Here is a 7,310-nt window from a genome sequence, read left to right on the forward strand (position 1 = left end):
CGCAACAACGGCCTTGCACCTCTTGAAATGAGGAACAAGGCCGTCGCTTAAATCTTTTATTATTTCATTGTCCACTTGACAGGGAGCAGTTCAGTATAAAGGAAGTTTTGGAGAGCTTTTTTGGCTTATTGTCAACTGTAGTGGGGAGCTGTTTAAAGCGATGAAACTTCTCATACTCTTTAAAAATCAAAAGTAGACTAGACGCTTCGACCTGCTAAAAGATGGATGGGAAGGGAGTAATGTGGCTCAAGGCTTGCTCCTTCTATTTTTTGAATGAGCAGGTCGACCATGAGAATGGCAATGTCTTTCATGGGTTGTTTGATAGTGGTTAGTTGGGGATAGTGTGTTTCAATGAAGTAAGTCCCATCATAGCCGATGAGCTTGAGATCGTTGGGGATCGATAGCCCCAAGGACTGAGCGATATTCCAGACCAATATAGCGGTCAAATCTCCTGAGACGAAAATACCATCTGTCCGGCTGGTTTGGAGGATGGATTTGATTTCCATCTCCTTGCGTACAGGGGAGAAATCGCTTGAAATGTGGTAGATTTCAGCCTGTGGAAAGATTTTAGAAAATCCTGTCTGACGCAGACCGGTAGGAGAATTAGAATCATCATTTCCAGTGATCATAATTGGCCGTTTACAACCCGCCTTTTCCAAGGTTGTGGCTGCGAGCATTCCACCCCCGTAATTATCTGATGAGACGATAGGAGTAGAGGGAGATAGATTACGGTCAAAGGCGATAATGGGAGCCGATACACGGTCATAGTCCTTGATTCCGAGGTTGTGGCTACCTGAGATGATGCCGTCTACCTGATTGGCAGTAAGCATCTCCAAGTATTCCCGCTCCTTTGCAGAGTCATGCTGGCTGTTACAGATAATGGTCTTGTAGCCACGGTTGAATAATTCTTTTTCCAGATGCTCAATCAATTCGGCATAGAAGATATTGCTAATATTAGGGAAAATCAAGCCGACTAATTTGGCGGATTTTCCTTGTAATCCCCGAGCGAGATTATTGGGCTTGTAGCCCAATTCCCGCATGGCACTGGTAACCTTTTGAATGGTTTTTTCAGATAGGTACCCTTTTTTGTTAATGACCCGAGAGACAGTCGTGGGACTAACTCCAGCGAGTTTTGCGACATCAGTGAGTTTTGCGACCATAATCTAATGAGTAGTAATTTCCAGTTGCTTGACCTGCTAGAATCTTGATACCAGTTTGGTCCTTACGAGGAAAGACCCGTCCAGAAAATACTTTTTCTCCTTTATTGATGAAAATTTCAAAGACAGATTTGTCAATGAAGATGTTAGCGCTTGTTGCTTGGTGATCAATCTGGCAATGGCGTCTTGTACCAAAGTCAAGGGCAAAAGCCTCGCCACAGTCTTTACGGTCTAGGACAATGCGTTCATTCCTAGGATCGATCGTGAGTTTGAGCCCTTGACCATTCGTATCTGCAAAGAGCACCAACTCTAAGTAACGATCTTTTTCAACCGTCAATTCTAATTCGTAGACATTATTGGTTTTGGCCTTTTCTGCAAAGGCTTGCGAATCTGTTCGAAGGCTTGAGATCGCTTCAACAGGATACTGGTAGAGTTTACCATCTTTAATGGTCAACTCCTTGACCAAAGAGAGGCAGCCTTGATAGTCATAGCGGTCTGTCGGATATTCTACATCTGGTAAGGCAAGCCAGCTGACCGCAAGGACGCGCCCGCAAGGACTATTGAAGGCCTGAGTGGCATAGCATTCAAAACCGTAGTCTAATAGCTCCAGAGGTCCAGGATTGATCATATTAGCTGTCTCAGCATCAAAACCTTGACCAATTTTATACATATTTGGATAGATGTTCCCATAATCAAGGACAGCCTTGTCTAGCCCTTGAGGGCAATAGAGAAGGACAGGCCTTTCGTCAATAAAGACTAGATTTGGGCACTCCATCATATAGGCAGTTAGGTCATTGTCAAATGTTAAGTCATCAACATATTCCCAGTTAAGATAGTCATGATTAACGGCTTTGTAGAGCTTGATAATCCCTTTTTTATCTAAATTTTGTCCACCGACAATGGCATAGTAATTCCCATTGACATTAAAAATCTGTGGGTCTCGGAAATGGTCTGTCGTATCGCTAGGTTGGTCAATCAAGATCTGATTCAGTTTTTGGATCGTTCCATTTTTGTCCATAAGGGCACCGATTTGATAAGGGTGGCGAATCCAGTTTTTATCGCGGACATTGCCTGTATAAAAGAGAAAGAGCTTATCTTCAAATTGCATAGCAGAGCCAGAGTAGGCACCGTGGCTATCAAGCGGGGTATCGGGATAGAGGACGGTCCCTGTTGGTTCAAAGTGGACCAGATCGCTTGACTCAGTATGAACCCACGATTTCAAACCATGGGCAGCTCCGAATGGGAAATATTGGTAGAAGAGGGTCCATTTTCCATTGAAGTAGGAAAAGCCATTGGGATCATTTAAGAGACCGTACGGTGTTTCGATATGGAAATTGGTCCTCCAAGGGGAGCTTTCTGTATTTTTTTGAATCTTTTCAATATAGTCTGCCGGCCAATCTGCGTAGGCACGGTAGCGTTCTTCGGTTGTAAAAGCCATGGCTTCTCCTTTTGTCGTGTTGTACGTATTTCGTTCTATTAGTTATAGTAATATAGTAAACGTTTGCTTGTCAAAAAGCAAGATTTTACTATATAATTCTAAAAATTAAAAAAACTTTATGTCAAGCGTTTGACATATTTTTTAAAAATGGTATAATAAAAACCATAGAAAGTTTGAAAATGCTTTCAAAACAAGAATAGGAACATAAAGGAGATTTTTGCAAGATGAATAATACAGAGATTGCAAAAAAAGTCATTGATGCCCTAGGTGGTCGTGAAAATGTCAGAAGTGTTGCCCACTGTGCGACGCGTCTTCGGGTCATGGTCGTTGATGAGGGGAAAATTAACAAGGAGCTTGTAGAGGATATTGAAAAAGTACAAGGTGCCTTCTTTAACTCAGGTCAATACCAAATTATCTTCGGTACTGGGACTGTCAATAAAATCTACGATGAAGTAGTCGCACTTGGCTTGCCAACATCTTCAAAAGATGAGATGAAGGCTGAAGCTGCCAAACAGGGAAATGCTTTCCAACGTGCAATCCGTACTTTCGGGGATGTCTTTGTTCCATTATTACCAGCCATTGTTGCAACAGGTCTCTTTATGGGAATTCGTGGTGCAATTGCACAGGATCAAGTGATGGCTTTATTTGGCACGACAGCTGAAGCTTTTAAAGCCACAAACTTTTATACATATACAGTTGTTTTAACAGATACAGCCTTTGCTTTCTTTCCAGCTTTGATTTGTTGGTCTGCCTTTCGTGTTTTTGGAGGCAACCCACTGATTGGTCTTGTTTTGGGACTTATGATGGTTAATTCTGTTCTTCCAAATGCTTGGGCAGTTGCATCTGGTGATGCAGAGCCGATTAAATTCTTTGGTTTTATTAAAGTTGTTGGCTACCAAAACTCAGTTCTTCCAGCTTTCTTTGTTGGTCTGGTTGGAGCTAAGGTTGAAAAATGGTTACATAAACGTGTTCCGGAGATTTTAGATCTTCTGGTTGTACCGTTTTTGACATTCCTTATTATGTCTATCTTGGCTCTTTTCGTTATTGGACCGATTTTCCACGAAGTGGAAGCGTATGTTGAAGTTGCGACTACGTGGCTTCTTGGTTTACCCTTTGGTTTTGGAGGCCTAATTCTTGGTGGTATCCATCAAATTATTGTCGTAACAGGTGTTCATCATATCTTTAATCTTCTTGAATCTAACCTAGTGACTGCAACAGGTGCAGATCCGCTTAATGCTATTATTACGGCTGCTATGACTGCTCAACTTGGTGCTACCCTTGCAGTTGGAGTGAAAACAAAAAATCCAAAACTTAAAGCTCTTGCTTTCCCAGCAGCACTATCAGCTGGTCTTGGTATTACTGAACCTGCTATATTTGGCGTTAATTTACGTTATGGTAAACCATTTGTCATGGGTCTAATTGCTGGCGCTGTGGGTGGTTGGTTAGCGAATATCATGGGACTTGCTGGTACAAGTTTTGGTATCACTATTATTCCAGGGACACTTCTTTACTTGAATGGACAAATCTTACAGTATATCATGATGGTTCTTGTAACGACCACCCTTGCCTTTATCTTGACGTATTTGTTTGGTTATGAAGATGAATCGGATGAGTGGCAAGAAAAAATGAATAATACTCTTGTAGAGGCGAGCATTGCTTCAGTGGCAACACATGCCGTCATTAGCAAAAATGATATCACTGAAGAAACATTTGTGTCTCCCCTTTCAGGTGAAGTTCTTGCCCTTGAGCAGGTGAATGACCCTGTCTTTTCATCAGGTGCAATGGGGAAAGGTCTTGCTGTAAAACCGTCTGAGGGAGTTGTCTATGCACCAGCAGATGCTGAAGTGACCATTGCCTTTGAAACAGGACATGCCTATGGCTTGAAGACAGCAAGCGGTGCTGAAATCTTGATTCACATCGGTATTGATACAGTGTCAATGGACGGTGACGGATTTGAAAAATTAGTCGCAGCAGGGGATAGGGTAACAGCAGGCATGCCCCTAGCAAAATTTGATGCAAGTAAAATTGCAGCTGCGGGTCTTGATGATACTACGATGGTCATTGTGACAAATACAGCGGATTTTGCAACAGTTGAAGCACTTGCGAGTGCCGGAGTTACTCATGGCGATGCCTTTATCAAAGTTGCAAAATAAAGCATGGAAAAGGCGTTTAGCCTTTTTCTTGCGTCTTAAACTATGTTATAATGAAGTAAGATAAAACGATTTCAAAAAAGGGAGAACAAAGATGACAAAATTGTATGGCAGTTTGGAAGCTGGAGGGACAAAATTTGTCTGTGCGGTAGGAGATGAGCAGTTCCAAGTCGTTGAAAAAACACAATTTCCAACGACTACACCCTATGAGACGATTGAGCGGACGGTGGAATTTTTTAAGCGCTATGAAGACCGCCTAGTAGGTATTGCCATTGGATCATTTGGCCCGATTGATATTGACCAAAATTCAGCAACCTATGGTCATATTACGACCACACCTAAGCCCCATTGGGCAAATGTGGATTTGTTGGGCTTGATTGCTAGAGAGTTTAAGATTCCATTTTACTTTACGACAGATGTAAATTCTTCTGCTTTTGGAGAAACCCTTGTTCGTAAAGGGGTGAAAAGTCTTGTCTACTACACCATTGGGACAGGAATCGGAGCTGGTGTCATTCAAGATGGTCAATTTATCGGTGGTGCGGGGCATACAGAAGCAGGCCACACCTATGTGGCGCTTCACCCGCAGGATATGGCTAAGGAATTTATGGGGGTCTGTCCTTTCCACAAGGGCTGTCTAGAGGGGTTGGCAGCAGGTCCATCCTTGGAAGCTCGTACAGGAATTCGTGGTGAATTGATTGATCAACATGCTGATGTGTGGGATATCCAAGCCTACTATATTGCACAGGCAGCAGTCCAAGCGACCTTGATGTATCGCCCGCAAGTCATCGTCTTTGGTGGAGGTGTTATGGGACAAGAACACATGCTCAGACGCGTGCGGGATAAATTTACCGCCTTGATGAATGGCTATGTGCCGACGCCAGATGTGGCAGACTATATCGTGACGCCTGGAGTCGCTGAAAATGGATCCGCAACCTTAGGAAACTTTGCCTTGGCAAAGCAAGTAGCGGAGAAATGATACCGATCCAAGCCTTTGTACTTGGGATGTGCATAAGCAAAAAATGACAGAAATATATCGAAACTCTCTCCGTAGCAAAAAGGTATAAAATCAAAGAGTGGCAGAAAAACGATCCTTGAATATGGTGGTGACGGGTATATACAGCCTCTAAAGTTTTTTTGCTCCTTTTTTGGTCATTGTCTCAAAGAAGTTGGCTTTTCTCCCCTCTTTCTGCTATGATAAAAGGAGAAAATAGAAACGAGGAGTAGGTATGGCGGAACCATTATTTTTACAATCGGTTATGCAGGAAAAGATTTGGGGTGGGACTAGGCTTCGGGACGAATTTGGCTATGAAAGCTCAAGCGACCATGTCGGAGAGTATTGGGCAATCTCAGCCCATCCAAATGGGGTTTCGACCATTAAAAATGGGGTGTATGCCGGTGTGAGATTAGATGACTTATATCGTGAACACCGCGAACTTTTTGCAAATAGAACAGAGGAAGTCTTTCCTCTTCTCACTAAAATATTGGATGCCAATGATTGGTTGAGTGTACAGGTGCATCCAGATGATGCTTATGGACTTGCACATGAGGGGGAACTTGGTAAGACAGAATGTTGGTATGTATTAGCTGCTGAGGAGGGGGCAGAAATTATCTATGGTCATAAGGCCCAATCAACAGATGAACTCCGCAAGAAGATTGAGGCAAAAGATTGGGATGGCTTACTGCAGAAGGTTCCAGTTAAGGCAGGGGATTTTTTCTATGTACCTAGTGGCACCATCCATGCCATCGGAAAAGGAATTATGATTTTAGAAACCCAACAGTCGAGCGATACGACCTATCGTGTCTATGATTTTGACCGCAAAGATGATGCAGGAAATCTTCGGGAACTGCATCTGGAAAAATCCATTGCTGTCACAAGGATTGGTGAGCCTGCAAATAGTCGCCCTGTCACTCTCCATGTAGATGATTTGCGTTCGACCTTGCTGGTTGCGAATGACTTTTTTAGCGTCTACAAGTGGGAAGTAGCTGGAGAAGTGAAGATGAAGCAGACAGCTGATTATTATCTGGTCAGTGTCTTAGCAGGAGAGGGTGAGCTAGTTGTGGGAGAGAGGAGTTATCCGATTGGAAAAGGAGAGCATTTTATCCTACCGCATGATGTCACAGATTGGATCTTAAGAGGACAGGCTTTAGAAATTATTGCTAGTCATCCATAAGTAGGAAACAATAGACTGAATAAAATGGCTGTTCTTAGCTTTAACTTTCGGATAAGGGTATGGGAGATTCTCACATCTTCATAGTTTAAAGTAGAAAATGCGAGAATGCAGGAGCCATGGACGCTCTCTGTTGAAAGGAAAAACAATTCTAAGTATAAAAATATATGCAACCAGAAAAGGGTTGCATATATTTTATTATACCACACACCGTATTTAAAAGACCACACGTCAAACGCATGAACGTTTTCTTATATCACTTTGTTTATCAAACACTTTTTTTGAAGCAAGGATGGCTCATTTTCATCTTCCTCTCCCCTTATCTTCTATCTCTAAAACCTAATTGCTGGAGGATTTCTTCTAAATGATAACTGACATACATACATTTTCGACGATA

General features: G+C 42.5%; 5 protein-coding genes. 3 read left to right on the forward strand and 2 right to left on the reverse strand.

What is annotated here, in order from left to right:
• Window positions 1–197: 197 nt before the first annotated feature.
• Entirely contained in the window at window positions 198–1,160 is a 963-nt protein-coding gene (locus ACVPON_RS01155; protein ID WP_462875355.1) for a LacI family DNA-binding transcriptional regulator, read from the reverse strand.
• On the reverse strand, window positions 1,141–2,595 hold the full coding sequence (locus ACVPON_RS01160; RefSeq protein WP_462875357.1) for a sucrose-6-phosphate hydrolase: 1,455 nt from the start codon (window positions 2,593–2,595) through the stop codon (window positions 1,141–1,143). The genes ACVPON_RS01155 and ACVPON_RS01160 overlap by 20 nt, the downstream gene beginning before the upstream one ends.
• A gap of 224 nt (window positions 2,596–2,819) precedes the next feature.
• Between ACVPON_RS01160 and ACVPON_RS01165 the strand changes: the two genes are divergently transcribed.
• The 3 genes from ACVPON_RS01165 (at window position 2,820) to manA (ending at window position 6,916) form a co-directional block, all read left to right on the forward strand.
• A complete protein-coding gene (locus ACVPON_RS01165) occupies window positions 2,820–4,748 on the forward strand; it encodes a sucrose-specific PTS transporter subunit IIBC (protein WP_462875359.1) in 1,929 nt (642 codons plus the stop codon).
• Window positions 4,749–4,839: 91 nt separating this feature from the next.
• Window positions 4,840–5,721: a fructokinase ScrK gene (gene scrK, locus ACVPON_RS01170; RefSeq protein ID WP_462875360.1), complete on the forward strand. Its 882-nt coding sequence runs from the start codon at window positions 4,840–4,842 to the stop codon at window positions 5,719–5,721.
• A gap of 250 nt (window positions 5,722–5,971) precedes the next feature.
• The gene (gene manA, locus ACVPON_RS01175) at window positions 5,972–6,916 is read left to right on the forward strand and encodes a mannose-6-phosphate isomerase, class I (RefSeq protein ID WP_462875362.1); all 945 of its coding nucleotides are present in this window, start codon (window positions 5,972–5,974) and stop codon (window positions 6,914–6,916) included.
• Window positions 6,917–7,310 lie beyond the last annotated feature (394 nt).

The sequence above is a fragment of the Streptococcus sp. 1F3 genome, assembly GCF_054968985.1.

What these genes read in the sequence shown, in the direction of transcription:
- ACVPON_RS01155 (WP_462875355.1), bottom strand. Translation starts at nt 1,160, where the DNA reads ATGGTCGCAAAACTCACTGATGTCGCAAAACTCGCTGGAGTTAGTCCC.
- ACVPON_RS01160 (WP_462875357.1), bottom strand. Translation starts at nt 2,595, where the DNA reads ATGGCTTTTACAACCGAAGAACGCTACCGTGCCTACGCAGATTGGCCG.
- ACVPON_RS01165 (WP_462875359.1), top strand. Translation starts at nt 2,820, where the DNA reads ATGAATAATACAGAGATTGCAAAAAAAGTCATTGATGCCCTAGGTGGT.
- scrK (WP_462875360.1), top strand. Translation starts at nt 4,840, where the DNA reads ATGACAAAATTGTATGGCAGTTTGGAAGCTGGAGGGACAAAATTTGTC.
- manA (WP_462875362.1), top strand. Translation starts at nt 5,972, where the DNA reads ATGGCGGAACCATTATTTTTACAATCGGTTATGCAGGAAAAGATTTGG.